Origin of the sequence: Collinsella aerofaciens (assembly GCF_015554145.1) — a bacterium.
Classification (GTDB): Bacteria; Actinomycetota; Coriobacteriia; order Coriobacteriales; family Coriobacteriaceae; genus Collinsella; species Collinsella aerofaciens_AA.
Genome location: NZ_JADNHZ010000016.1, coordinates 17,895 through 43,062, shown reverse-complemented (window position 1 = coordinate 43,062; position 25,168 = coordinate 17,895). Strand labels below are relative to the sequence as shown.

20 protein-coding genes and 1 tRNA gene are annotated in these 25,168 nt (G+C 62.6%); 19 read left to right on the top strand and 2 right to left on the bottom strand.

The genetic code is table 11. The features are described from left to right. Positions 1-2 precede the first annotated feature (2 nt). Together I2E13_RS07435 and I2E13_RS07430 are read left to right on the top strand one after the other, a co-directional pair. Positions 3-668 (top strand): DUF4956 domain-containing protein, encoded by a 666-nt coding sequence (locus I2E13_RS07435; RefSeq protein WP_195404684.1) that lies wholly within the window; start codon positions 3-5, stop codon positions 666-668. A 112-nt stretch (positions 669-780) separates the two neighbouring features. Next, complete coding sequence (locus I2E13_RS07430; RefSeq protein WP_195404683.1) at positions 781-1,785, top strand: PLP-dependent transferase; 1,005 nt, start codon at positions 781-783, stop codon at positions 1,783-1,785. Here I2E13_RS07430 and I2E13_RS07425 read toward each other — a convergent pair. Then, positions 1,775-2,119 carry a winged helix-turn-helix domain-containing protein gene (locus I2E13_RS07425; RefSeq protein WP_195404682.1) on the bottom strand — a complete coding sequence of 115 codons (345 nt, stop codon included), beginning with the start codon at positions 2,117-2,119 and terminating at the stop codon, positions 1,775-1,777. The two genes, I2E13_RS07430 and I2E13_RS07425, sit on opposite strands and share 11 nt — an antisense overlap. 193 nt (positions 2,120-2,312) lie before the next feature. On the opposite strand from I2E13_RS07425, the gene I2E13_RS07420 reads away from it, so the two are divergent. Further along, positions 2,313-3,824 (top strand): IMP dehydrogenase, encoded by a 1,512-nt coding sequence (locus I2E13_RS07420; protein WP_195404681.1) that lies wholly within the window; start codon positions 2,313-2,315, stop codon positions 3,822-3,824. Positions 3,825-4,194: 370 nt separating this feature from the next. Beyond that, the gene (leuS, locus tag I2E13_RS07415) at positions 4,195-6,771 is read left to right on the top strand and encodes a leucine--tRNA ligase (RefSeq protein WP_195404680.1); all 2,577 of its coding nucleotides are present in this window, start codon (positions 4,195-4,197) and stop codon (positions 6,769-6,771) included. 104 nt (positions 6,772-6,875) lie between these two features. Here the strand turns inward: leuS and I2E13_RS07410 are convergent, their stop codons facing one another. Continuing rightward, positions 6,876-7,448 carry a hypothetical protein gene (locus I2E13_RS07410; RefSeq protein WP_195404679.1) on the bottom strand — a complete coding sequence of 191 codons (573 nt, stop codon included), beginning with the start codon at positions 7,446-7,448 and terminating at the stop codon, positions 6,876-6,878. A gap of 368 nt (positions 7,449-7,816) precedes the next feature. Between I2E13_RS07410 and I2E13_RS07405 the strand changes: the two genes are divergently transcribed. The 15 genes from I2E13_RS07405 (at position 7,817) to coaD (ending at position 25,135) form a co-directional block, all read left to right on the top strand. Then, positions 7,817-8,311: a ribosome maturation factor RimP gene (locus tag I2E13_RS07405; RefSeq protein WP_195404678.1), complete on the top strand. Its 495-nt coding sequence runs from the start codon at positions 7,817-7,819 to the stop codon at positions 8,309-8,311. Position 8,312: 1 nt separating this feature from the next. Then, a complete protein-coding gene (gene nusA / locus I2E13_RS07400) occupies positions 8,313-9,560 on the top strand; it encodes a transcription termination factor NusA (protein ID WP_195404677.1) in 1,248 nt (415 codons plus the stop codon). Positions 9,561-9,651: 91 nt separating this feature from the next. Further along, positions 9,652-12,366 (top strand): translation initiation factor IF-2, encoded by a 2,715-nt coding sequence (gene infB, locus I2E13_RS07395; protein WP_195404676.1) that lies wholly within the window; start codon positions 9,652-9,654, stop codon positions 12,364-12,366. Between the two features lie 11 nt (positions 12,367-12,377). Then, a complete protein-coding gene (gene rbfA, locus I2E13_RS07390; protein WP_195362079.1) occupies positions 12,378-12,788 on the top strand; it encodes a 30S ribosome-binding factor RbfA in 411 nt (136 codons plus the stop codon). Then, complete coding sequence (locus tag I2E13_RS07385; RefSeq protein WP_195404675.1) at positions 12,781-13,824, top strand: DHH family phosphoesterase; 1,044 nt, start codon at positions 12,781-12,783, stop codon at positions 13,822-13,824. The genes rbfA and I2E13_RS07385 overlap by 8 nt, the downstream gene beginning before the upstream one ends. Before the next feature lie 15 nt (positions 13,825-13,839). Beyond that, the gene (gene truB, locus I2E13_RS07380) at positions 13,840-14,772 is read left to right on the top strand and encodes a tRNA pseudouridine(55) synthase TruB (protein WP_055251145.1); all 933 of its coding nucleotides are present in this window, start codon (positions 13,840-13,842) and stop codon (positions 14,770-14,772) included. Further along, complete coding sequence (ribF, locus tag I2E13_RS07375; protein ID WP_055251144.1) at positions 14,769-15,776, top strand: riboflavin biosynthesis protein RibF; 1,008 nt, start codon at positions 14,769-14,771, stop codon at positions 15,774-15,776. Before truB ends, ribF begins: the two co-directional genes overlap by 4 nt. After that, positions 15,769-17,880: a DNA primase gene (dnaG, locus tag I2E13_RS07370; protein ID WP_195404674.1), complete on the top strand. Its 2,112-nt coding sequence runs from the start codon at positions 15,769-15,771 to the stop codon at positions 17,878-17,880. The genes ribF and dnaG overlap by 8 nt, the downstream gene beginning before the upstream one ends. Positions 17,881-17,990: 110 nt before the next feature. After that, positions 17,991-19,337 (top strand): RNA polymerase sigma factor RpoD, encoded by a 1,347-nt coding sequence (gene rpoD / locus I2E13_RS07365; protein WP_055251140.1) that lies wholly within the window; start codon positions 17,991-17,993, stop codon positions 19,335-19,337. Between the two features lie 164 nt (positions 19,338-19,501). Then, a tRNA-Asn gene (locus I2E13_RS07360) sits at positions 19,502-19,576 on the top strand. Between the two features lie 161 nt (positions 19,577-19,737). Then, positions 19,738-20,127, top strand: coding sequence for an Asp23/Gls24 family envelope stress response protein (locus I2E13_RS07355; protein WP_172674604.1), 390 nt, complete (start codon positions 19,738-19,740; stop codon positions 20,125-20,127). A gap of 27 nt (positions 20,128-20,154) precedes the next feature. After that, positions 20,155-21,816, top strand: a complete 1,662-nt coding sequence (locus tag I2E13_RS07350) for a DAK2 domain-containing protein (protein ID WP_006234030.1) — start codon at positions 20,155-20,157, stop codon at positions 21,814-21,816. 10 nt (positions 21,817-21,826) lie between these two features. Further along, entirely contained in the window at positions 21,827-24,004 is a 2,178-nt protein-coding gene (recG, locus tag I2E13_RS07345; RefSeq protein ID WP_118080534.1) for an ATP-dependent DNA helicase RecG, read from the top strand. Then, positions 24,001-24,645: a 16S rRNA (guanine(966)-N(2))-methyltransferase RsmD gene (gene rsmD / locus I2E13_RS07340; protein ID WP_229057877.1), complete on the top strand. Its 645-nt coding sequence runs from the start codon at positions 24,001-24,003 to the stop codon at positions 24,643-24,645. Before recG ends, rsmD begins: the two co-directional genes overlap by 4 nt. Next, complete coding sequence (gene coaD, locus I2E13_RS07335; RefSeq protein WP_118080536.1) at positions 24,638-25,135, top strand: pantetheine-phosphate adenylyltransferase; 498 nt, start codon at positions 24,638-24,640, stop codon at positions 25,133-25,135. Before rsmD ends, coaD begins: the two co-directional genes overlap by 8 nt. Positions 25,136-25,168 lie beyond the last annotated feature (33 nt).

The following is a 25,168-nucleotide window of genomic DNA, read 5'->3' as shown; positions in this document are numbered from 1 at the left end:
CCATGAGCACCAGGGACTTTTTTAAGAACTCCGTCTTGGAGGCGTTTGGTCAGGTCGACCCTGCCAAGATCGGCTTGTCACTGCTCGTGGCGCTCGCCATGGGCATCCTGATCTATTACGTGTACAAGCGCTTTTTTACCGGCGTGGTGTATTCGCGCAGTTTTGCCGTAACGCTCGTGGGCATATGCGTGCTCACCTGCATGGTCACGCTCGCGATCTCGACGAATGTGGTCATCTCGCTCGGTATGGTCGGTGCTCTGTCTATCGTCCGCTACCGCACGGCGGTCAAGGACCCGCTCGACCTGTTGTATCTGTTTTGGGCCATTACCACGGGCATTACGGCGGGCGCCGGCATGTATGCGCTCGTAGGACTCACGGCAGTGGTGATCGTGGTGATGATCGCCGGCTTTGCGAGCCACCAGGACAAGGCGCGCGTGTACATGATGGTCATCCACTACACGGGTCAGACCACCGGCGACGATATCGTGCGCGCATTTGGGCGCACCAAGTTCACCGTCAAGTCTAAGACCATGCGCGGCGACAAGGTCGAGATGGCCGTCGAGGTGTTCTCGGACGGCGTTGACATGCCCTATGCGGACGCCATTCGCGCGCTCGACGGCGTGGATGACCTCACGCTCATCCAGTACAACGGCGAGTACCACGGCTAACTATGTTCCGGCGTTTTAACAAACGCCGGACCGCTCGACGCTGCTTGCGCTGACGTTTTCTCGACCTGGGTGGGCTGGTCTTGGTTTGGTTTTATGTAAGGGATGGTGCCGTGTGGACGTGCAACAGCTAGAAGAGTCCTGGGCTGCAAGGGCCGGCGCGCGTGAGGCGCGTCTTGTTGCGGCCTCGCACGTGCCGGCGGCGCTGTCGCTGCTGGGGATTGTGCGTCCCAGCGATCACCTGGTCGTGTTTGCCGATGACTTTGCCGATGCGTTTGCGCGCGGCTTTGATGCCTGCGACGTTGTGCTCGTGGGGGAGCCGTCGGTTGCGGCGTTTGCCGCCGCGTCCGAGGGTTTTGCCACCGCGTTTGATGCCGAGGTGCCGCACCTGTGGTGGTTTGTGAATTCAATCGGCGGCTTTGGCCTGCGTGTTCCCGATTTGCGCGCGCTGGGTTGGGCGGCGCGTGAGGCTCATGCGCTGCTGGTTGTGGACAACACCGTGGCGTCGGCTTTTGGCTGCGATCCGCTGCGGCTGGGTGCTGCGCTGTCGCTCGAGGCGCTCGATCGCGTGTGTGCCGGCGAAGCTCCGCGCAAGCTCGTCGCCGTCTCGGTGGCGCGCTCGCAGCTCAAGCGCCATCGTGTGGATGCAGCTGCCGAGTGCACGCATGCCCTGCTTGAGGGCTGCGGCTTGGCCAAGCTTGATTTGACTGCTGACGAGGCCGACGTGCTGGAGCGCGGGCTGGACTCGCTCGATGCTCGCATGCAGGCTCACTTCGACCGCGCCCGTGCACTGGCCGAGTATCTGGCTGCCAACGAGATGGTGCGCAACGTGCGCTATCCAGGGCTGGGTTCGCATCCCGATCATGCGGTTGCAACGGGAATCCTCGAGCACGGCTTTGGCCCGGCAGTTGAGTTTGACCTTATCGAGCGAAGTGCGGGTGAGCTGTTCGACACATTGCCGGGGGAGTTCCGCACGTCGCCCGCCGGCGGCGCAACGACACGCCTTTCGGCCCCACGCGGCAAGCAGGGGGGAACCATCCGCCTCTTCGCCGGTACCGACGATCCCCTGGTTGTAGCGTCCACCCTAGACAACGCCCTTCGCAAGTTAGCTACTCTTTGATGGTGGCAATGAGGTCGCTGGCTTTGGTGGCGATGACGTTGTTGATGTCGGCCTGCAGCTCCTCGTAGACCGCTATGGCTCGCTCGCCGGCGGGGGTGAGCGTGGATCCGCGGGCTCCGTCTCGCTCGATGAGCTTGCAACCCAGCTGGCCTTCGGCTTCGTTCACGATGCGCCAGGCCTTGGAATACGCCATGCCCATGCTCTTGGCGGCACGGTTGAGCGAGTGCTCGCGGGCGATACCCTGCAGCAGCAAGACGCAGCCGTGGCCGAAGACGCCTGGCAATTCCTTGTCGCACGCTTGAATGACCAACTTTGCCGTCGTCTTGTACTCCATGTGCTCCACGTCTCCCCGCTAAAGTGTTTGCTGGGCAAACGCAAAGCCTGCGTCAAACCCTCGTGTGCTCTTCTTAAATCATGCATTGTAGCAGTCAAAGTGCGTTAAGATACTTCCCCAGTATTGGGCGCCCAAGGTTGGGCTGGGTCCTACGAGGCCTGCAGCCGACCGGTCGCATGGAAAAAGGAGAAACATGGCTACGTTCTTTCCCGGTGAGTCCCACACGTTTTCGGAGTATCTGCTGGTCCCTGGTTACTCGTCCTCGCAGTGCATCCCCAACAACGTCTCTCTTAAGACGCCGCTAACCCGCTTTAAGCGCGGTGAGAAGCCGGCAATCACCCTGAACATCCCCATGGTTTCCGCCATCATGCAGTCCGTCTCGGGCGTCGACATGGGTGTCGCGCTCGCTACCGAGGGTGGCCTGTCCTTCATTTACGGTTCCCAGAGCGCCGAGTCCGAGGCCGCTATGGTAAAGGCCGTCAAGGATCACAAGGCCGGCTTCGTTCAGTCCGATTCCACGCTTACCCCCGACATGACCATGGAGCAGGTCATCGATCTCAAGGAGAAGACCGGTCACTCCACTATGCCGGTTACCGACGATGGCACCCCCAAGGGCAAGCTCCTGGGTATCGTCACCAGCCGTGACTATCGTCCCAGCCGCGATGACCACCAGAAGAAGGTCTCCGAGTTCATGACCCCGCGTGAGCAGCTCATCGTGGGCGACAAGAACATCAGCCTCAAGGTTGCCAACGACGTCATCTGGGATAACAAGCTCAACGCTCTGCCTATCGTCGACGACAATGATCACCTTATGGGCATCGTCTTCCGCAAGGACTACGACAGCCACAAGACCAACCCCAACGAGCTGCTCGATAACGACAAGCGCTACATGGTCGGCGCCGGTATCAACACCCGCGACTATGCCGAGCGCGTGCCGCTGCTCATCGAGGCTGGTGCCGATGTCCTGTGCATCGACTCTTCCGAGGGCTTCAGCGAATGGCAGAAGCGCACCATCGAGTGGATCCGCGCCAACTACGGCGAGGACGTCAAGGTCGGTGCCGGCAACGTCGTCGACGCTGAGGGCTTCCGCTTCCTGGCCGACTGCGGTGCCGACTTCATCAAGGTCGGTATCGGCGGCGGTTCCATCTGCATTACCCGTGAGACCAAGGGTATCGGTCGTGGCCAGGCCACCGCGCTGATTGACGTCTGCCGCGCTCGCGACGAGTACTACGAGGAGACTGGCGTCTACGTGCCCGTGTGCTCCGACGGCGGTATCGTCTACGACTACCACATGACGCTCGCCCTTGCCATGGGTGCCGACTTTATGATGCTGGGCCGTTACTTCGCCCGCTTTGACGAGAGCCCGACCGAGCGCGTCAACGTCAACGGTCAGTACATGAAGGAGTACTGGGGCGAGGGTTCTGCGCGTGCCCGCAACTGGCAGCGCTACGACCTGGGCGGCGCCGCGAAGCTCAGCTTCGTCGAGGGCGTCGACTCCTACGTTCCCTACGCCGGCTCCCTCAAGGACGGTGTGGGCGGCACGCTCTACAAGGTCAAGTCCACGATGTGCAACTGCGGCGCCCTCTCGATCCCCGAGCTCCAGGAAAAGGCACGCCTGACCCTGGTCAGCTCCACCTCCATCGTCGAAGGCGGAGCCCACGACGTTGTAGTGAAAGACTCCCAGCAGAGTGTCACCTACCGCTAAGCGGCTTTCCCAAGCACCGCACCTTGCCGTTCAAACCGTCGCTCGCGTACCAAAGTACGCTTCGCTCCTCTTTCACGGCAATCTGCGGCACTTGGAAAACCCGATCATGCTTGGGCGGGTAACAAATAGCGGTTGATTCACAACCACGTTATTAAGATAAAGCGAGATGCCTGCAAGTCGCAGGCATCTCGCTTGTTGTATTTGCTATCATCAGTCAAGTTAACCTTAGGGTCGGGCGGCTTAGCTTTGTTCGCTACAAGTTCCGCACGCAAAGAAGAGCACTTAATGTGCTCTTCGTCTTGCGCAGGACTGTCCGCAGTAGCGAATAAAGCTAAGCCGACCGACCCCATTAAAGATTAAAGGAGCTGATATGTGCGATTGCACAGATCATAAGGATGAGATCCCTGCCTACGACGCGCAGGCCATTGAGTCCAAGTGGATGAAGGCCTGGGAGGACTCCAACCTCTTTGCCGTCGACACCGACGCCAGCAAGCCCAAGAAGTACGTGCTCGAGATGTTCCCGTATCCGTCGGGCGACCTGCACATGGGCCACGCGCGCAACTATACCATCGGCGATGCCATGGCCCGTCAGGCCCGCATGCGCGGCTACGATGTGCTGCACCCCATCGGCTTTGACGCCTTTGGCCTGCCTGCCGAGAACGCCGCCATCAAGCACAACACGCAGGCTGCCGCCTGGACGTATAAGAACATGGACCAGGCTCTCGCCACGATGAAGCGCATGGGCTTCTCCTACGATCTGGATCGCATGGTCAAGACCTGCAGCCCCGATTATTACCGTTGGGGTCAGTGGATCTTTGAGAAGTTGTGGGAAAAGGGCCTGGTTTACCGCAAGAAGAACCCGGTCAACTGGTGCCCCACCTGCAAGACCGTTCTGGCCAACGAACAGGTCACCGAGGGCAAGTGCTGGCGCTGCGGCACCGAGCCCGAGAAGCGCGACCTGGAGCAGTGGTACTTCAAGATCACCGATTACTCCCAGGAACTGCTCGACGACCTGGAGAAGCTCCCCGGCTGGCCCGAGCGCGTCAAGCAGATGCAGACCAACTGGATCGGTCGTTCCGAGGGCGCCGAGGTCGACTTTACCCTGTGCGACCAGGATGGCGAGCCCATCGAGGGCGACGAGGGTAAGATCACCGTCTTCACCACGCGAGCCGACACGCTCTTTGGTGTCTCCTTCTTTGTCCTGGCCCCCGAGTACGCTCGTCTGCACGAGCTCGTCGAGGGCACGGAGTACGAGGAGGCCGTGACCAAGATTGTCGAGGACTCCAAGCATATCTCCGCCGTCGAGCGTGCCCAGGGCACTCTCGAGAAGCACGGTGCCTTTACGGGCCGCTATGTGGTAAACCCCGTCAACGGCGAGAAGGTCCCCGTGTGGGTTGCCGATTATGTCGTTGCCGACTACGGCACCGGCGCCGTCATGGCCGTTCCCTGCGGCGACCAGCGCGATTTTGAGTTTGCCCGCAAGTACGACCTGCCGATCGTGCCGATCATCCTGGACGATGACGACCGCGCAGCCGTCGAGGCTAACGGTGAGACCATCGATACCTTCCATGCCGAGACCGTCGACTGGGATTGCGCCCACGCTGCCGAGGGCACGCTCGTCCAGTCCGGTAAGTACACCGGCATGCGCGGCGGCAAGCACTCCGAGGGCGAGGCTGCGATCGTGGCCGACCTCGAGGCCATGGGCTGCGGTCGTCGCAAGGTCGAGTTCCGTCTGCGCGACTGGCTCATTGCCCGTCAGCGCTATTGGGGCAACCCCATCCCGGCCATCCACTGCGAGCACTGCGGCATCGTACCCGTGCCCGAGGACCAGCTGCCGGTGACGCTGCCCGAGAATCTTGACCTGGGCGCCGGCGAGACCCTCGCCGAGTGCAAGGAGTTCTACGAGACCACCTGCCCGGTCTGTGGCCGCCCGGCCAAGCGCGAGACCGATACCATGGACACTTTCACCTGCTCCAGCTGGTATTACCTGCGCTATACCGATCCGCACAACACCGAGCTGCCCTTCTCCCGTGAGGCCGCCGACCGTTGGATGCCCGTCGATAACTACATCGGCGGCATCGAGCACGCCATTTTGCACCTGCTCTACAGCCGCTTCTTTACCAAGGCGCTGCGCGACCTGGGCCTGCTGAGCGTTGACGAGCCCTTCACCAACCTGCTGTGCCAGGGCATGGTCAAGGACGAGAACGGCGACACCATGTCCAAGTCCAAGGGCAACGTCGTGCCCCCGAGCTCGGTTATCGAGCCCTACGGCGCCGACACCATGCGTCTGGCGATCCTGTTTATCGCCCCGCCCGAGAAGGACTTCGACTGGGATCCCAAGGCCGTCGAGGGCGCCAACCGCTTTATCAAGCGCGCCTGGCGTATCGTGTGGCAGCTCGTCCAGTCGGGTGACGCCAGCGTGGCCTTCGACAAGTCCGTGCTCGACGAGACCGCGATGAAGCTCTACCGCGAGCGTCACCGCACCATCGCCAAGTGCACCGAGGACTTCGACCGCGGCCAGTTCAACACCGCGATCTCAGCCGTCATGGAGCTCGTCAACGCGGCGAGCGCCTACCTTAACGCCACCGAGGGCGCTGACCGCGACAAGGCCCTGTGCTACGGCGTGGCCAAGGACATTGTGAGCGTCCTGGCGCCCATCTGCCCGTTCTGGGCCGACGAGCTGTGGCACGAGGCGCTCGGCTGCGAGGGCAACGCCTACACCGCCGCCTGGCCCGAGTTTGACCTGGCCGAGTCCATCGAGGATACGGTGCAGATCGTCGTCCAGGTGCTCGGCAAGGTCCGCGGCCGCATCGACGTGCCCCGCGATGCTTCCAATGAGGAAATGCAGACTGCCGCCGAGGCCGCCGTCGCCAAGTGGCTCGAGGGCAAGACGGTCGTCAAGGCCATCTGCGTGCCTGGCAAGCTGGTCAATCTTGTGGTCAAGTAAGCACTGCGAGCATAACTGACGCATAAAAGACGAGGGGCGATCCGATGGGGTCGTCCCTCGTTTTGCGTTGTATGGCCCGCTTGGCTTGTGCCGAGCGTCACCCTCTACGGAATGTGCACCAGGTCCCTAAAGTAGACGTTGCCCGTCTGCTCTTCGAACATCCAGATGTTGAGGTAGATGTCGTTGAGGTCGTTGTTCACGTCAAAGTCCGGATCGTCGAAGGTGCCTACAAAGGTGAGCATCGCGGTCGTTTCTTCGCCTGCGGCGACAGGCTGGCGCATGCGCACGTCGCGGACGACACCGTTGACGTAGGCATAAGCATCGACATCGCCAAACATCATGTCGACATCGGTGCTGTTTGTCACCGTAAAGACTAATACGGCGTCGCCGTAGCCATCCGTGTCCTTGCCCACGCAGGTAACATGGACGTTTTCGTCTGCCTCAAGGTCAATGGGGAACTGTTCTTGAGGGTCGGGACCTAAGCCCTGGGGGTCGACTATATCTTCGTCTATTTTGTCGAAGCGCTCCGAAGGTGTCGTTTTCTCGATTGCTTTGGAGCTGCCGAGATCCGGCTCGCATGGTCCGGTGTTGCCGTCGATGTTGCTGCAGCCCATCAGAGCGAACGAGCAGGCAGTGACGACGAGCGCGGTCGCGCAGAGGGTGCCTAGGCGTTCCATGGTGTCTCCTTGCCGTAGAGATACTGGAAGATGTGCGGTCAATGCGTGCGGCAGGCTTTCTCGTTACAGAATGCCTCTCAGCTCTAGTCTGGCCTATGTGCGCCTGGGGATGGAATGCCCATAGGGCCCGATTCGGTCGTTGCGCTGGGACGCATGGCCCGTTTTGGGGCTTTTGGGGAGCACCGCACAGGAGCCCTCGTCTAATTGTCCTATTCTTGTGGAGAAGCTGTGGGCGCGCTGACCTGCGAATTTCTTTGACGCTTGCACGTTTTCGCAGGTATTGGTATAGTTTGTTTGCAAATGAAGTTGTAATTGAAAGAAGTGGGGTTTCGGCCCCGCTTCTTTTTTGTATGGATGGAGGTGCCGCAATGGTCAAGACCAAGACCGAGCAGGCGATCATCGACGCGCTCGAGGCCGTCGCTCCCCAGCACGATGTCGATATTGTCGACGTTGAGCTCGTGGGCGCCACCAAGGCCCCCTGCGTGCGTGTGCGTATCGAGGGTGCCGAGGGTCAGAGCCTGTCGCTCAACGACGTCACGGCCAATACCAAGTGGGTCGGCGACGTGATCGAGGAGCTCGACCCCATTTCTTCGAGCTATACGCTCGAGGTGTCGAGCCCGGGCATGGCGCGCCCGCTGCGCCGTCCGCGCGACTTTGCCCGCTTTGTGGGCGAGGACTGCGAGCTCACCTCCACCGCCACCGAGGGCCGTCGCAAGTACTCCGGCAAGATTGCCGCCGCGACCGAGACGAACGTGACCCTCGAGCTCGAGGACGGCGAGTCCGTCACCCTCGATTTCTCTGATGTTAAAAAGTGCAAGTTGAAGCCCACCTATGACTTCAAGCCCGCGAAGGAAGGAAACTAACATGGCAGCATCCGACATGATGTCCGCCCTGATGGAGCTTTGCCAGGAGAGGCACATCGACCAGCTCTACCTGATCGACCGCCTGGAGCAGTCGCTCGCCAAGAGCTATGCCGAGATCCTGCATCTTGAGTGGGGCGCCAAGGTGACCATCGACCGCACCACCGGCAAGATCTACGTCTACCGCCTGGAGCCGATCGACGATTCCATGGACGAGGAGGGCAACTTCACCGAGTTCGAGGAGATCGACGTCACCCCCAAGAACACGAGCCGCATCGCCGCCCAGCACGCCAAGGCCGAGATCAACGCCATCGTGCGCAACTCCGCCCGCGAGCAGATCTACGAGGAGTTCTCCGGCCGTATCGGTGACCTCATCAGCGGTACCGTGCTGCAGTCCACGCCCGACTTCACGATCGTCAAGATCCGCGATGGCGTCGAGGCCGAGCTGCCGCATTTTGACCAGCGTCGTTACGAGAACGAGCGCAACGAGCGTCCGATGGGCGAGCGCTATCTGCACAACCAGCACATCAAGGCCGTGATCATCGACGTCCGCGACCCCAACTCCAACCTGCAGCCGGTTCGCGGCGAGCACAGCCGTCCGCCGATCGTCATCTCCCGCACCCATCCCGAGCTCATGCGTCGTCTGTTTGAGCAGGAGGTGCCCGAGATCTATGAGGGCACCGTCCAGATCAAGTCGATCGCCCGCGAGCCCGGCCAGCGCTCCAAGGTCGCCGTCCACTCGCTCGACGATCGCCTGGATCCCGTGGGCGCCTGCGTCGGTCCCAAGGGCAGCCGTGTTCGTGCCGTCGTAGGCGAGCTTCGCGGCGAGCGCGTCGACGTCATCCTGTGGGATGCCGATCCGGCCGTCTACGTCGCCAACGCCCTGTCGCCCGCCAAGGTCACCCGCGTCCTCATCGACGAGGAGAAGGCCTACGCCGGCGTTATCGTGCCCGACGACCAGCTTTCGCTCGCCATCGGCAAGGAGGGCCAGAACGCCCGCCTCGCCGCCCGTCTGACCGGCTGGCACATCGACATCAAGTCTGAGACCCTTGCCGCCGACATCCTCAAGAACGTCCCCGTTCACGAGGAGCCCGCCGCCGACTTGATCGGTGACGAGGAGGACGACGACGTCCGTCGCTGCGAGTACGTGTCCGAGGACGGCATCCAGTGCCGCAACCAGGCCCGTCCCGGCTCCCGTTTCTGCGGTGTCCACGACACCGACGCCTTCGATGATGCGGAGGACCTGATCTAGCGCGCGGTCGCGCCGGGCGGGTCCCGGCGCATCTCCCACGCTCGTTCAGTCTCTAGGCACCCAAGGTGCCAGAAAGGGTAGGTGAAGTCATATGGCAAAAGTCCGTGTGTCCACCCTGGCCAAAGAGTTCGGCATGACCTCCAAGGAACTGATGGGTCATCTCGCCGAAATGAAGATTCCCGCTAAGTCCGCTTCCTCCGCTCTGGAGGACGCTTACGTCGCCATGGTCCGCAAGCAGCTCGCCTCGGTGATCGAGGCCCGCGCCAAGGAAGTCGAGGCCGCCAAGCAGGCCGAGGAGGAGGCAGCCGCCGCCGAGGAGGCAGCGCGCGCTGCCGAGGCCGAGCGTGAGCGCATCGCCGCCGAGAAGGCACGCGAGGAGGAGCGCCGCCAGTTCGCCGCCGCCCAGGCTGCCGAGGAGGCCGCCCGCGCCGAGGCCGAGGCCAAGAAGAAGGCCGAGCAGGAGCGCCTTGCCCGCGAGAAGGAGGAGGCCGCCCGCGAGGCCCAGCGCCGCGCCGTCCCCGCTTCCGACTCCGGTTCGCGCTTCCGTTCGCTGCTTGACCAGATCGCCGCACAGGAGACCGTGCTCAAGGAGAAGAAGGACGCCGAGGAGAAGGCCAAGGCCGAGCGTGCCGCCGAGCGCGGCAACCGTCGTGGCGGCAACAACGACCGTCGCGGTGGTCGTCGTAACGACCGCAACGCCTCCGACAACAACTCCGAGCGTAACGCCTCCGAGAGCCGTCCGCACAGCCATCGCACCAACGCCAGCAACAACGTCGCTGCTGGCATGGACTTCCCCAACCCCGATAAGCAGGGCAAGGGCAAGAAGCGCAAGGGCGGTCACGGCAACGATGAGGACCACTACAGCCGCATGGCGCGTGAGGCCGAGGAGTACAGCCGCGAGAAGGTGCTCGAGGAGGCCCGCGCCGCCGTCGAGGAGGCCTCTCGCGAGTCCACCGGTCGCCGCAAGAAGCGCAAGGAGAAGCGCGAGCGCGAGGCTGCTAAGGCTCAGGAGGAGCGCAAGATTGAGGAGGCGCTGGCCCAGGGCGTGAACCCCGAGGAGCTCGACGCCATCAAGGTCTCCCAGGGCGTTACCGTCCAGGAGCTCGCCGAGGCGCTCGACGTTCCGGCCAACGACATCATCAAGCGCCTGTTCCTGCTGGGCACGCCGCTCACGATGACGCAGTCCATGTCCGACGACCTCGTCGAGCTCGTTGCCGACGACCTGGGCCGTCAGATCAAGATCATCACCCCCGAGGAGGAGAACACCTTCTCGTTCTACGACGATCCCGCCGACCTTAAGCCCCGCGCCCCGGTCGTCACCGTCATGGGTCACGTCGACCACGGCAAGACGAGCCTGCTCGACGCCATCCGTCACACCGGTGTCGCTGCCGGCGAGGCGGGCGGCATTACCCAGGCCATCGGCGCTTCGCAGGTCATGATCAACGACCGCAAGATCACCTTCATCGATACCCCTGGTCACGCGACCTTTACGGCTATGCGTGCCCGCGGCGCCAAGGTGACCGACATCGTCATCCTGATCGTGGCTGCCGACGACGGCGTCATGCCTCAGACCATCGAGTCGATCAACCACGCCAAGGCCGCCGGCGTACCCATCGTCGTCGCCGTCAACAAGATCGATAAGCCGGGCGCCAACCCCGACCGCGTGCGCCAGGAGCTCACCGAGTACGGCATCATTCCCGAGGAGTGGGGCGGACAGAACATGTTCGTCAATATCTCGGCCAAGCAGAAGATCGGTATCGATGACCTGCTCGAGACCGTGCTGCTCCAGGCCGACGTGCTCGAGCTCAAGGCCAACCCGGACACCTTTGCCTCCGGCAACGTTCTCGAGGCCAAGCTCGACAAGGGCCGCGGCTCGGTTGCCACGGTTCTCGTGACCCGCGGTACCCTGCACGTGGGCGATACGCTGGTCGCCGGCCTTACCTACGGCCGCGTCCGCGCCATGCTCGATCCCAAGGGCAACGCCGTCACCGAGGCCGGTCCCTCCGACGCCGTCGAGATCTTGGGCCTGCAGTCCGTGCCCAACGCCGGTGACGAGTTCCGCGTGTTCGAGGACGAGCGCGAGGCTCGCGCCTTGGCCGATGAGCGCTCGCTCAAGGCCCGTATCGAGGAGCAGAGCCGCGTGAAGCACGTCACGCTCGAGAACCTCTTCGAGACCATCGCCGACGCCGAGGTCAAGGAGCTCAACCTGATCATCAAGGCCGACGTCCAGGGTTCCATCGAGGCCCTTCAGGACTCGCTCGACAAGATGGATCAGTCCGAGGTCCGCATCAACACGATCCACTCCGCTGTCGGTGCCATCAACGAGACCGACGTCGTCCTGGCCGACGCCTCCAACGCCATCATCATCGGCTTTGGCGTGCGTCCCGACGGCAAGGCCCGCTCCGCCGCCGAGCGCGAGGGCGTCGAGATCCGTTGCTACGACGTTATCTACAAGTGCCTCGAGGAGCTCGACGCTGCCCGCATCGGCATGCTCAAGCCCACCGAGGTCGAGGTCTCCACGGGTACCGCGACCGTCCTGGACACCTTCAAGGTGCCCAAAGTCGGCATCGCCGCCGGTGTCCGCGTCGAGGAGGGCGAGATCGCCGCGACCGATTCCGTGCGCCTGGTGCGTGACGGCATTGTGGTCTTCAACGGCAAGATTGCCTCGATGCGCCACTACAAGGACGAGGCCAAGAGCCTCAAGAGCGGTTCCGAGGGCGGCATTGGCCTGGAGAACTTCCAGGACATCAAGCCCGGCGACCAGATCGAGGGTTATCGCATCGACCAGGTTGCCCGTACCGAGTAGGGGGTAGCGCTATGAAGCAAACGCAGGCAACCCGCCGTTTGGGCGAGCAGCTTCGCGAGAAGCTTGGTTATATCCTGCTCTTTGAGGTTTCCGATCCGCGTCTCGACCTGGTCACCCTGACTGCGGTCGAGGTCGCGGTGGACCGTTCGTTCGCGCGCGTGTACGTGTCGTGCGATGCGAGCCGCTACGATGAGGTCATGGAGGCACTCGCCAGCGCCAAGGGCCGTATTCGCAGTCTGTTGGCTCGCTCGCTCGATTGGCGCGTCACGCCCGAGCTCGATTTTCGCATCGATCGCTCGACCGATGAGGCCGAGCGCATCACGCGTGCGCTGGAGAACGTTCCGGCCACGCTTGCGATCGAAAAGGACGAGGACGGCTACCCAATTGTGGATGCCGCCCAGGAGGCAGCTTTAGATGACTAATTCCGCCGACCTCGCCTCGTGCGAGTCTGCAGATATTAAACGACGCATCCTCGAGCTCATCGAGGATGCGTCCTCCATTGCGATCTCGGGTCACACCTCTCCCGACGGCGATGCCCTGGGCTCCGTGTTGGGCCTGGGCCTTTCGCTTATGAAGGTGTTCCCCGACAAGGACATCGCCCTGCTGCTGGCAGACGATGATCCCGTTCCGCGCATCTACCGATTTATGGAGGGCTCCGATCTGCTGGTGCCGGCATCTGCCTACACCGGCAACCCGGACCTGTTCATCTCGGTGGACGTGCCGGTCGTCGAGCGCCTCAATAATTCCGCCGAGGTGCTGCGTCGTTCGGCCCACGTGGCGTGCTTTGACCATCATCCGGCACGCGAGGAGTTTGCCGAGGTCAGCCTTAGGTGTGTCAATGCCGCTGCTTGCGCCATGATTATCGACCGCTTTTTGGCCGATTGCGGCATTACCGCAAGCGATAGCATCGCCACCTGCCTGCTGTGCGGCCTGGTCACCGATACCGGTCGTTTTCAGTATCAGAATGCCGATGCCGCAGCCTTTCATGCCGCCTCGCGTCTGGTGGCGCACGGTGCCGATCCGGCGCGCGTCGCGCTCGAGGTCTATCAGAGCATGCGTGTCGAGTTCTTGCACCTCAAGTCCATCGTCATGGGTCGCATCAAGACGGTCGCGCGCGGGCGCGTGGCATATAGCTACGCGTACGAGAGTGACCTCAAGGAATGCGGCGTCACCTCGGATGAGTGCGACGGCCTGGTCGATGTGGTGCGCTCGGTGATGGGCGTCGAGGTCTGCCTGTTCCTTAAGGGCATCGGGGGCGATACTAAGGTGCGCGGCAACCTGCGCTCCAAGGGCGATCTTGATGTTTCCGAGATTGCGGCCAACTTTGGCGGAGGTGGGCACCACGCTGCCGCCGGCTTTACCAACGCCGGAACGATTTCCGAGACGCTCACCGCGGCACTTCCCATGCTGGCCGAGCTGGTAGGGGAGGATCCCGCTTCGGTGACCGTCGAGCTCTAACTTTTTGGATGGTACATGGCTCGTCGTACACCTTCTCAACTCAATATGCTGCTCGCCGTCGATAAGCCGGTGGGCTGCACGTCCCACGACGTGGTTTCGCAATGCCGACGCGCCCTCCATGAGCGGCGCGTCGGTCATGCCGGAACGCTCGACCCCATGGCATCGGGTGTCATGGTGGTGGGCGTAGGCCAGGCAACGCGTCTGCTGGGCATGCTCACGCTCGATACCAAAAGCTACGTCGCCGACATTTCGTTTGGCGTCGAGACCAATACCGATGATGCGGAGGGCGAGGCCGTCCGCACAGTGCCCATTGCCGCCGACTTGCGCGATCCGGCCTATGCCCGCGAGCGCCTGTGCGCCATGCTGGGCCCTCAGATGCAGGTGCCGCCGGCGTTTTCGGCCATTTCGGTCAACGGCGTGCGCGCCTATAAGTCTGCGCGCGAGGGCAATGCCGTGTCGCTGCCCCCGCGTCCGGTCGAGGTGTACTCCGCTAACCTGATTGCCGTGAGCGGCGAGGGCGAAGCGTGCGTTTGGACCGTGGCGTTTTCGGTGAGTAAGGGCACCTATATCCGTGCGCTCGCTCGCGACCTGGGTCGTGCCTGCGACAACGCGGCGCATATTTCTGCATTGCGCCGTACGGCCTCCGGTGTTGTTTCCATCGGTGCCTGTCATGCGGTCGAGGAACTTTCTGCCGAGTCCGCTGCCGGCTTTGCCCTGGATCCCATTGCGGCACTGGGCGCCACGCGCGTCGACTTGCCGGGTGATCTTGCCGACGATCTGCTGTGCGGACGTCGTATTCCTATTGAGCGCGCGCTTGCGAGCTTCGATGCGTCGAAGGCGCCGTTTGCGCTGGTGCTCGATGGCGGGCTCAAGGCGCTTGCCCGTATCGAGGGCGGCCGCTTTGTTATGGAGCATGTCTTTCCGCAGGCGATCGGCGGTGTTCGATGATGCTGGCCTCCCACGAGCTCGCGCGTATTTTTTTCGCGGGCGAGTCGGATGAGGCCCGCATCGTCGCCGCCGATGCATTTGATGATTGCGCGTGCCTGGGTGCCGCGTCGATCGCCATCGGCGTGTTCGACGGCGTGCATCGGGGGCATCGCGAATTGATCGACGCGGTCGTTCGCGATGCGCGTGACCATGGCTGCAAGGCGGTCGTGGTCACCTTCGATCCCGACCCGGACGTGGTGGTGAGCCCTACGCCCGCGCAAAAATTGATGACGACGGCTGACCGTCTGCATGCCCTGGCTCTCACCGGGGTCGATGCAGTCGTGGCCGTTCCCTTTACGCCCGCGGTGGCGGCACTCGACCACGTAGGCTTTCTTAAGCTGCTGTCGCGCGTCGTCGATATCCGCTCGATTCGCGTGGGTAGCGACTTTAGGTTGGGCCGCGGCGGTGCCTCGGGCGTTGCCGAGATGCAGGCATGGGGAGCCGAGCGCGGCGTTGACGTCTATGGCCACGAGCTGCTGTGCGTCGATGGGCAGACGATCTGCGCCACCCGTATTCGCCAGGAGCTGCGCCGGGGTCATGTTGAGCTTGCCGCCGAGCTGCTCGGCCGCCCGTATATGCTGCGAGGTATTGTTGCCGGCGGTCGTCACCAGGGCTCCGACATGGGTTTTCCCACGGCAAATATTCAGGTGCCCGAGGGCATTCAGGTGCCTGCCGATGGCGTCTACGAGGGCTTGGTGCTGGTCGACGATACCGTATGGCCTGCCGCCGTCAACGTGGGCCTGCCGCCGACGTATGCCGACGATGCCGCCTCGGCTCATCTCGAGGCCAACTTGATCGGGTATGCAGGCGACCTGTACGGCGCCTCGGTTTCGCTGGCGTTTACACGTTGGCTGCGCCCGTCGCGCGTGTTCGATTCGCTGGACGAGCTTATCGCGACCGTCGAGGGTAATATTGACGATATCCGTCATCATTTGGGTGAGCAGGGGGTGAGCATCCGTGATTAGCGATGAGGAAAAAGACCAGGTGCGCGCTGCGTCCGACCTGGTTGCCATCGTGCAGGAAACGGTTGAGCTCAAGCCCCGCGGCCATGAGTTTTGGGGTTGCTGCCCCTTTCATGGCGAAAAGACCCCGTCGTTTCACATTATCCCCGCCACGCAGGTGTGGCACTGCTTTGGCTGTGGCGAGGGCGGCGACGTCTTCACCTACATCATGAAGCGCGAGAACCTGAGCTTCCCTGAGTCGATTCGCTACCTGGCCGACCGTGCCGGCATTGAGCTGCACGATACCGGCGCCTATCGCGAGCGCGGCACCAAGCGTGCCCGCATCTACGACCTGTGCGCCGAGACCGCCCAGTTCTACCACACCATGCTCATGCGCGGTAAGGACAGCCGTCCGCGCGAGTATTTCGCCAGCCGCGGTATGGGCGGCGACGTCTGCCGCCGCTACTGCCTGGGTTTTGCGCCGGGTCGCAACGCGCTGGTGTCGCATCTGTCGCAGGCAGGCTTTACCCCGCAGGAAATGATCGATGCCAACGTGGCCGTGAGCCGTGGGCGCGGGCAGCTTGCCGACCGTTTTTACGACCGCGTGATGTTTCCCATCTTTGATGAGCAGGGTCATAACATCGCCTTTGGCGGGCGCATTATGGGCGACGGCCAGCCTAAGTACCTCAACACCGCCGAGACGAGCGTGTTCCATAAAAAGCGAAACCTCTACGGCTTTAACTGGGCTAAGGAGTTTATCGTCGCGCAGGATACCGCCATCGTGGTGGAGGGATATACCGACTGTATCGCCTGCTGGGAGGCGGGGATCAAAAACGTCGTCGCCACGCTGGGTACGGCGTTGACGGAACATCATGTAAAGACGCTCACCCGTTTTGCCAAGCGCATTGTATATATGTTCGATGGCGACGCTGCCGGTCAAAAGGCCGCGCGCCGCGCGATTCAGTTTATCGAGCAGGATTCGATGGACCTGCGCTGCGTGGTGCTTCCCGACGGCAACGACCCCATGGAGTTCATCACCGCGCATGGTGGCGAGGCGTTGCAGGCGCGTATCGACGCCGCCGAGCCCCTCATGGACTTTGTGTACCGCTCAGTGCAGGAGTCGAGCGACATTTCCACGCCGGGCGGTCGTGCCAAGGCGCTCGAGGATGCGCTGACGCTCATCTATCCGCTGCGCAATAGCTACATGATCGATACGTACTTTATCCAGATTGCCGACCTGCTGGGGTTGGACTTGGAGACGGTGCGTTCGAGCTCGGGCCGTGTGTTTCGCGATGTTGCCAAGCGCGAGGACGCCGAGCGTCGTCGCGAGCAGAACTACGAGCGCCAGCGGGCGCAAACCGAGCGTGCAGGCAGCGCGGGCGTTCGGGCATCAGGTTCGCAGGGGGTGTCTCGCGGTGTCTGGGCGTCGGGGGTGACGCCGCCGGTGTCCGCACCGGTCGAGGAAGAGCCGTATGATTATGTGCCGCTTGAGGCCTACGGGGCCGCGCCGGCCGAGGTCGTCGACGATATGCCGCCTATCGATGTGCCGGCTGGTATGGATGGCGCGGCGCCGGCCGCCGATGCTTCTGGCGCGTCCGCGCCGACGATGCCAATCGTGCTGACCGACCTGGAGCGAAAGTCTTTGGCGGGGGAGCGCGAGCTGCTGACGATGCTCACGAGCTATCCCGACCTGCTCCGCACGTATGCCGACCGCATCTGCTCGATCGAGTGGGTAGATCCGCGCCACGAGTCCATCGCATGGGCCGTGCTCGCGACGCCGCCGGGCACCGACCCCACGGCGTGTATGGATGCGGCGCGCGCGGTGTGTCCCGAGGCAGCGTCGCTTGTCAGCGCCGGACGCATTTCGTCGACGAGTAAGCATCCCACCGAGACGAACATCGTGTTTATGCTTGATACCCTTGAGCTCTACACCATCAAGCGCCGCATGCGCGCCGCGCAGGCAAAGCTTCGTCAGGACCGGTCGCTCGACGATGAGGCGCGCCGTGTGCTGACGATGCAGGCGATGCAAGATTCTCAGCGCCAGCGCGAGCTCCAAAAGTCGATCGGCGGCGTGGCTGACCCGTTCCGTTTGATCGGTTTGGAGACAACGGGTGCCGATCAGGCCTAGATGTTGTGGTCAACCAGCGTATTTGCGCCTATATCCTGTCTGATTTTTGGGTATAGACGTCAATGTGTGTGCTAAAGTAATGAGTCCTGTGGACTATGAAGGGAGAATCTGTGCCAAAAAAGAGTGAGAGCACGGGTACTGGGCTGGAATCCTACGTTGCAAAGCTCATGGGCAACGGCTCAAACAGGACTTCGGTAACCGAGGACGAGATTCAGGTCGCCCTGAAGGATATCGATGTGTCTGACGAGCAGCTCAACGCGGTGTATTCCGCGCTGCGCAACAGCGGCATCCAGATTATCTCCGCGAGCGGAAACGACGACGCCCCCATGGACGTCGACGATGACGATAACGATAGCGATACCGATGATTTCGATGACGACGAGCACGATTCCGGCTCGCTCGACGATCACGAGCTTAAGATGGCCCGTCAGGCCGACGCCGAGATGGGTTCTTCCAAGAGCAAGAAGAAGCGCACCGTGCGAACGTCCCGTTCGCGTTCGCGCGTGCGCGGCATCGATGCCTCCACGGTGATGCTGACCGGCGACCCGGTTCGTATGTACCTTAAGGAGATCGGTAAGGTCGACCTGCTGACCGCTTCCGAAGAGGTCGATCTGGCCATGAAGATCGAGGCCGGCCTTGACGCCACCGAGAAGCTCGAGGCTGCCGAGGCGGGCGAGATCGAGCTCACCCGCGTCGAGATGCGTCGCCTGACCCGTATCGAGAACGTGGGTCTCGAGGCCAAGCAGGCGCTCATCAGCGCCAACCTGCGCCTGGTCGTCTCCATCGCCAAGCGCTATGTCGGTCGCGGCATGCTGTTCCTGGACCTGATCCAGGAGGGCAACCTCGGTCTGATTCGCGCCGTCGAGAAGTTCGACTACCAGAAGGGCTTTAAGTTCTCCACGTACGCCACATGGTGGATCCGTCAGGCCATCACGCGTGCTATCGCCGACCAGGCCCGTACCATCCGTATTCCCGTGCACATGGTCGAGACCATCAACAAGCTCGTCCGCGTGCAGCGCCAGCTTCTTCAGGACCTGGGTCGCGACCCGACCCCCGAGGAGATCGGTGCCGAGATGGACATGAGTGCCGACCGCGTCCGCGAGATCCAGAAGATCTCGCAGGAGCCCGTGTCGCTCGAGACCCCCATCGGCGAGGAAGAGGATTCCCAGCTGGGCGACTTCATCGAGGACTCCCAGGCTATCGTTCCGCCCGATGCCGCCAGCTTCTCCATGCTGCAGGAGCAGCTCACCCAGGTGCTCGACTCGCTTGCCGATCGTGAGCGCAAGGTTATCGAGCTACGTTTTGGCCTTGTCGACGGACATCCCCGTACGCTCGAGGAAGTCGGCCGCGAGTTTGGCGTCACGCGCGAGCGCATCCGCCAGATCGAGTCCAAGACTCTGGCCAAGCTCCGCCATCCCAGCCGTTCCAGCAAGCTTAAGGACTACATCGAGTCTTAACCTCGCAAGCAAGAAGCGCCCTCAAGCACATCCGCTTGGGGGCGCTTTCATGTAGTCATTGGGGACGTCCCCAATGACTAGGTCGGAAAAATTCTCAAAAAAGTTCTTGCCCTAAGCTGATTCGTCCGTATAATAAACTTCGTTGCTTGAGAGCACGCACCTATTCCTCGGTAGCTCAATGGTAGAGCACGCGGCTGTTAACCGCGCTGTTGTAGGTTCGAGTCCTACCCGGGGAGCCAGGTTGTAAAACCCGTCGCTTATGCGGCGGGTTTTTTCATGCCGCGATCTCCTAGCGCGAACGTTGCCATATCAACATTTCGTGTCGAGGATGTAATCCCGCGGCCCACCACCTCAACACGGCGCGGTCGTTGTAGAATATTGCAATGATTGCTCCCACGAGATGGTGCCGCGAGCACCAGATAAGGAGATTCTTGTGTCTGAGACCATTAACGGCAGCCTGAGCGTCTCGAACGACGTTATTGCCGATATTGCCGGTTATGCCGCGATGACGTGCTACGGCGTCGTCGGTATGGCCGAACAGCTCCAGGGCGCCGAGAGCGTGCGCCTGCTTGCCGGTCAGCGCCTCCGCAAGGGCGTGCTTGTCTCCGCCGACGAGAACGGCCTTACGGTCGATCTTCACGTCGTGCTCGAGAGCGGCGTCAACATGAAGTCCGTCTGCCACAATCTTTCGAGCTCCGTTGCCTTCACCCTGCAGGAGATCGCCCAGATCGATCCCGCCAGCCTTAAGATCGGCATCCACATCGACGCGCTCAAGAGCCGTCTGAACTAGCATCCGAAAACGGAGATTCAAATACCCATGATTGCAAAGACCATTCGCACCTGTTTTCCGATCGCTGCGGCTGCCGTTTCCGACAAGGCCGAGGAGATCAACAAGCTCAACGTCTTCCCCGTACCCGACGGCGACACCGGCACCAACATGTCGCTCACGCTCGCCTCGGTGACCAAGGAGCTTTCCGCCCTTCCCGCCGATGCCGATATGGAGGCCATCGCCGGCGCCATCACCCACGGCTCCCTGATGGGCGCCCGCGGCAACTCCGGCGTCATCACCTCGCAGATCCTGCGCGGTGTTGCCGAGGGTCTCGTTTCTGCCGATGAGCCCATCACGTCCGCCAACATCGCCTTCGCTTTCCGCCGCGCCGTCAAGGTCGCCTTCCAGGCCGTCCGCAAGCCCATCGAGGGCACGATTCTCACGGTCCTGCGCGATGTCTCGACCAAGGCCGACGAGTGCGAAAAGAAGAAGTTCTCGGCCGAGGACGCGCTCGACGCCATCGTCGTCGAGGCCTACCAGTCCGTCGCCCGCACGCCCGACCTGCTGCCCGTTCTGAAGGAGAACGGCGTGGTCGACTCCGGCGCCTTTGGCTTTGCCATCTTCCTGGAGAACTTTGTCGCCGCCGCGCTTGGCCGCAGCACCGTTGTCGAGGATTTCTCCGCCACGTTTGATTCCGCTGGCTCTGCCCGCGACGCGGCCCTCGGTCGCGTTGAGATTGAGGCCAACGACGATTGGGAGGGCTCGGAGTTCCGCTACTGCAACGAGTTCCTCTTTAAGGCCGACGCCCCGTTTGACGAGGACGAGTGCCTTAAGTTCCTGGGCTCCATGGGCGACTGCGAGCTGCTCGTGGGTGCCTACCCCGACTACAAGATCCACGTGCACTCCAACACCCCCAACCTGGTGCTCGAGCACATGCTGCAGCTTGGTCAGATCTACGAGGTCTTTATCCACAACATGGAGATGGAGGCCCACGACCGTACCGCCAAGATTCACGAGGACCAGGAAAAGGCCGCCGAGCCCGCCAAGGCGCTGGGCTTTGTCGCTGTTGCCGCCGGCTCCGGTGAGGCCGATATCCTCAAGTCCCTCGGCGTCGACGTGATCGTCTCGGGTGGCCAGACCATGAACCCCTCGACCGCCGACCTGCTGGGCGCGGTGGACCAGGTCAACGCGACCTCGGTCATTATCCTGCCCAATAACGGCAACATCCGCATGGCTGCCGAGGCCGCCGCTTCTGCTTGCACCGACAAGAAGGTCGCCGTCGTTCCCACCAAGACCGTCCCGCAGGCGTTCTCCGCACTGTTCGCGGTCCTGCCCGATTCCGAGCTCGAGGACGCCGTTGCCGCTATGGTCGACGCCATCAGCGAAGTTCGCGATGGCGAGGTTACCCGTGCCGTGCGCGATTCCAGTGCCTCTGACGGCTCTCCGATTCACTCCGGTGACGTCATGGGTATCATTGCCGGTTCCATCGACGTGGTCGGCTCCGATGTTAAGCAGGTCACGCTCGACTGCATCAACCGCATGCAGGAGGAAGAGGAGGGCGATGCGCTGACGATTCTGGCCGGCGAGGAGCTGTCCGATGAGGCCTTCCAGGAGATCGTCGACGCCATCGAGGAGGCTCAGCCCGACTTGGAGATCGACGCTCATCGTGGCGAGCAGCCGCTCTATCCCGTGATCTTCTCGATCGAGTAGGCATCTGCCCATGTCCGAGCTGTGCTCCGTGCCGCGCGTCTCGGAGCGCTTTGCCCAGAGCAATGCGCTCGACGAGGATATCGCGCGACTCAAATATGTTTCGGGTAAACGTGAGGAGGCCCTTCGCCGTCTGGGAATTCGGACGGTGGGGGACCTCCTTCTCCATATCCCTCACCGATATCTCGACTTTACGCGCTCCTGGTCCATTGAGATGGCGCCCATCGGTACCGTGTGCACGATTGTCGCCACGGTCGATCGTATCGTTCAAAAGCAGCCCCGTCCGCGTATGCAGGTGACCGAGGTCTCGCTGGTGGACGAGACGGGGGTGCTGCAAGTCGCCTTTTTCCGTCAGCCCTGGATTGCCCAGCAATTTAAGCAGGGCGACCGCCTGGCCGTGATGGGTAAGGTCGAGTTTGCCTACGGCTTTAAGCAGATGGCCTCTCCGCATTTCGAAAAGCTCGAGGAAGGACGTGCCGCGGGTACTATCCTGCCGGTCCATTACGTGAGCGATGGCGTGAGCCAGGCATGGATGCGCCGCATCGTTAGCGGTGCGCTCGAGGTTGTCGGCAATCCCTTCGACCCGATTCCCGCCCGCTTACGCGCCAAGCGCCGCCTGATGAGCAATGCCCGCGCGCTGCGCTCAATTCACTTTCCCTCGAGCATGGCCGAGCGCGATATCGCGCGCCGCCGCCTTGCCTATGAGGAGTGCCTCTGCCTTCAGCTGGCGCTGCGCCTGCGCAACGACGGCGGCTTGGTCGAAGTCGCTCCCTACGCCCATACCGCGGGCGAGCACCTGGCGGCGCTCAGGGAAGCCCTACCGTTTTCGCTGAGCGACGAGCAGGAGGGCGCGTTCCAAGACATCCTGAACGATATGCGTGATGGCGGGCGCGTGATGAACCGCCTGCTTCTGGGCGACGTCGGTACCGGCAAGACGGCCGTCGCCGCCTGCGCGCTGGCTGTCGCGGCCGATTCGGGCACCCAGTCCTGCGTTATGGCGCCAACGGGCGTGCTGGCGCGCCAATATGCCGATAAGACCGGTCCCTTGCTCTCGCAGGCTGGTATGTCCTGGGCGCTCCTGACGGGTGCCACGCCGGCGGCCGAGCGCGAGCAGATCCATGCGCAGTTGGAATCGGGCGAGCTTGACGTCCTCTTTGGCACTCACGCGGTCCTTTCGGATGACGTGGCGTTTAAGCATCTTTCGCTTGTCGTCATCGACGAGCAGCACCGCTTTGGTGTGGGTCAGCGCAATGCCCTGCGTGCCAAGGGCCCGGGTGCCGATCTGCTTGTTATGACGGCGACACCGATTCCGCGCACGTTGGCGCTCTCGGTCTACGGCGACCTGGACACGAGCATCATCCGCCATCGGCCTGTTCCGGGGGCGGGCGTTACGACGCGTGTGCTCACCGAGTCGAGCCGCGACCTTGCCTACGGCGCCATTCGCGAGGCGCGCGAAAAGGGCCAGCAGGCCTACGTGATTTGCCCGCTCGTGGAGCCGAGTGACTCGGCCGATGAGCTGGAAGACGTGCCCGGTATCGCCCGCGACGACGAGGGCCGCGTGACCGTCCCCGTGCCGCTGCACGATACGGCAACCGAGCTCGAACGACTGCGTCTGGCCCTGCCGGGACTTACCATCGAGCGCCTTCACGGCCGCATGCCGGCGGGGGAGAAGGACCGGGTCATCGATGCCTTTAAGCGTGGCGAGATTGATGTGCTCGTCTCGACCACGGTGGTCGAGGTGGGCGTCGACGTGCCCAACGCCACCGTCATGGTCATCGAGAACGGCGAGCGCTTTGGATTGGCGGCCCTGCACCAACTGCGCGGTCGCGTGGGCCGTGGCAGCGTGTCGGGCACCTGCCTGGTCATGACGCACTCCAAGGGCAATGGCGGCGCATCGGCGGCGCAAGACCGTCTCCAGTCGCTCGAAAAGACCTCGGACGGCTTTACGCTCGCCCAGATGGACCTGCGCCTGCGCCACGAGGGCGAAATCCTGGGCTACCGTCAGCACGGCGGCGTGACCTTGCGCTTTGTGGACCTGGACGCCGACGAGGATCTTATCGAATGGGCCCATTTGGACGCGGTCGAGCTCTTGCGGTATGCTTGCAACCTTGACTCCGTGGCGACGCGCCCCTTGCGCGACGCGGTCGCCACACGCTATCGACATATCTTTAAGGAGGTCAGCGGAGGATGAGAATCATCGGCGGTGAATGGCGCGGCCGCAAGATCGAAGAGCCGCGTGGGCGCGATGTCACCCGTCCCACGACCGATCGCGTGCGCGAGGCATGTGCTTCCATGGTCATGTCGGCGTTCGACTTCGATTTGGACGAGGTCCGCGTGCTGGATGCCTTTGGCGGCTCCGGCGCCCTGGGAATCGAGATGCTCTCGCGTGGCGCCCGCTCGCTCACCACGTTCGAGATCGATCGCAATGCCGCTCGTCTGATCACCAAGAATATCGAGTCGCTGTGCCGCGACCGCTCGCGCTGGCGCGTCGTTACCGGCGATGTGCTGGCGAGCGCTTCGCGCGGCCGCGTGCCAGGTGGTCCTTTTGATCTGGTCCTGCTCGATCCACCGTATGCCTTTGGCGCCGAGCCGGTCGAGGAGCTGCTGCAAAATTTTTCCCAGCAGGGACTGCTGACGCCCGGGGCCTTTGCCCTGTTTGAGCATGCCGCAACCGATGCGGGCGCTCATCCAGCTGGTTTTGAGACTGTACGAGAGAAGCGCTACGGCATTACCTCGGTTGACTTGCTGCACTGGGTGACCGAGGACGAGAGCGACCATGCTGACGAGAACGAAAATGACGAGGATGCGCCTTCGGAGGACACCCATGAATGACACCATCAACCGCGTGATCGTCCCGGGCACCTTCGATCCCATCACCTTTGGCCATATTGACGTGATCCGCCGAGCCCGCCGCATCTTTCCCAGCGTGATCGTCGCCGTGGCCGAATCGCAGGGTAAAAACGGCGTGGGCACCACCTTTATGCTCGACGAGCGCGTGGCGCTGGCCCGCGAGGCCCTCGGCGATTTGGACGGCGTCGAGGTGCTGCCCTTCACCGGCCTGCTGGTCGACTTTGCACGTGAGCAGGGGGCAGGTGCCGTCGTTAAGGGTCTGCGCGCCATGACCGACTTTGAATACGAGCTGCAGCAGGCCGACCTCAACTATCGCCTGGATTGCGAGCTGGAGTCCATCTTTGTCATGAGTGCTCCGCAGTACGGGTACATCTCGAGCTCGGTGGTGCGCCAGATCGCTTCGCTTGGCAGCGATGTATCGACGTTTGTGCCGCCCAACGTGGTCGCAGCGCTCAAACATCGCTTTTCGTGACGTTTTTTATTGCCTGGTGGCATGTGGTAAACT

What these genes read in the sequence shown, in the direction of transcription:
- rbfA (WP_195362079.1), top strand. Translation starts at nt 12,378, where the DNA reads ATGAAGCAAACGCAGGCAACCCGCCGTTTGGGCGAGCAGCTTCGCGAG.
- I2E13_RS07410 (WP_195404679.1), bottom strand. Translation starts at nt 7,448, where the DNA reads ATGGAACGCCTAGGCACCCTCTGCGCGACCGCGCTCGTCGTCACTGCC.
- I2E13_RS07385 (WP_195404675.1), top strand. Translation starts at nt 12,781, where the DNA reads ATGACTAATTCCGCCGACCTCGCCTCGTGCGAGTCTGCAGATATTAAA.
- coaD (WP_118080536.1), top strand. Translation starts at nt 24,638, where the DNA reads ATGAATGACACCATCAACCGCGTGATCGTCCCGGGCACCTTCGATCCC.
- I2E13_RS07420 (WP_195404681.1), top strand. Translation starts at nt 2,313, where the DNA reads ATGGCTACGTTCTTTCCCGGTGAGTCCCACACGTTTTCGGAGTATCTG.
- nusA (WP_195404677.1), top strand. Translation starts at nt 8,313, where the DNA reads ATGGCAGCATCCGACATGATGTCCGCCCTGATGGAGCTTTGCCAGGAG.
- rsmD (WP_229057877.1), top strand. Translation starts at nt 24,001, where the DNA reads ATGAGAATCATCGGCGGTGAATGGCGCGGCCGCAAGATCGAAGAGCCG.
- recG (WP_118080534.1), top strand. Translation starts at nt 21,827, where the DNA reads ATGTCCGAGCTGTGCTCCGTGCCGCGCGTCTCGGAGCGCTTTGCCCAG.
- I2E13_RS07405 (WP_195404678.1), top strand. Translation starts at nt 7,817, where the DNA reads ATGGTCAAGACCAAGACCGAGCAGGCGATCATCGACGCGCTCGAGGCC.
- truB (WP_055251145.1), top strand. Translation starts at nt 13,840, where the DNA reads ATGGCTCGTCGTACACCTTCTCAACTCAATATGCTGCTCGCCGTCGAT.
- I2E13_RS07355 (WP_172674604.1), top strand. Translation starts at nt 19,738, where the DNA reads ATGGTGCCGCGAGCACCAGATAAGGAGATTCTTGTGTCTGAGACCATT.
- I2E13_RS07425 (WP_195404682.1), bottom strand. Translation starts at nt 2,119, where the DNA reads ATGGAGTACAAGACGACGGCAAAGTTGGTCATTCAAGCGTGCGACAAG.
- I2E13_RS07350 (WP_006234030.1), top strand. Translation starts at nt 20,155, where the DNA reads ATGATTGCAAAGACCATTCGCACCTGTTTTCCGATCGCTGCGGCTGCC.
- infB (WP_195404676.1), top strand. Translation starts at nt 9,652, where the DNA reads ATGGCAAAAGTCCGTGTGTCCACCCTGGCCAAAGAGTTCGGCATGACC.
- leuS (WP_195404680.1), top strand. Translation starts at nt 4,195, where the DNA reads ATGTGCGATTGCACAGATCATAAGGATGAGATCCCTGCCTACGACGCG.
- I2E13_RS07435 (WP_195404684.1), top strand. Translation starts at nt 3, where the DNA reads ATGAGCACCAGGGACTTTTTTAAGAACTCCGTCTTGGAGGCGTTTGGT.
- ribF (WP_055251144.1), top strand. Translation starts at nt 14,769, where the DNA reads ATGATGCTGGCCTCCCACGAGCTCGCGCGTATTTTTTTCGCGGGCGAG.